Genomic DNA, 221 nt, shown 5'->3' on the forward strand with positions numbered 1-221 from the left:
TTGTGATTCATGACTGGGGTGAAGTCGTAACAAGGTAACCGTAGGGGAACCTGCGGTTGGATCACCTCCTTAAACTGAAGTGAGATATTGGAAAGTGCAGTGTCCACAACAGATTGTCTGATGAAAACAATGAGCAAGGTAACCTGCGGTAGAAGGTTGCGGACGTTTCCTGAAGTGCCGTGGGGTGTGTGACTGTCCAGTGCAGTGACAAAACACAATGG

At 48.4% G+C, this 221-nt stretch carries 1 rRNA gene; it reads left to right on the forward strand.

Annotated features, from left to right (window positions below):
• Window positions 1-72, forward strand: a 16S ribosomal RNA gene (locus MFP24_RS24425); the annotation flags it as partial.
• Window positions 73-221 lie beyond the last annotated feature (149 nt).

Source organism: Brenneria tiliae, from assembly GCF_023347575.1.
GTDB lineage: Bacteria > Pseudomonadota > Gammaproteobacteria > Enterobacterales > Enterobacteriaceae > Brenneria > Brenneria corticis.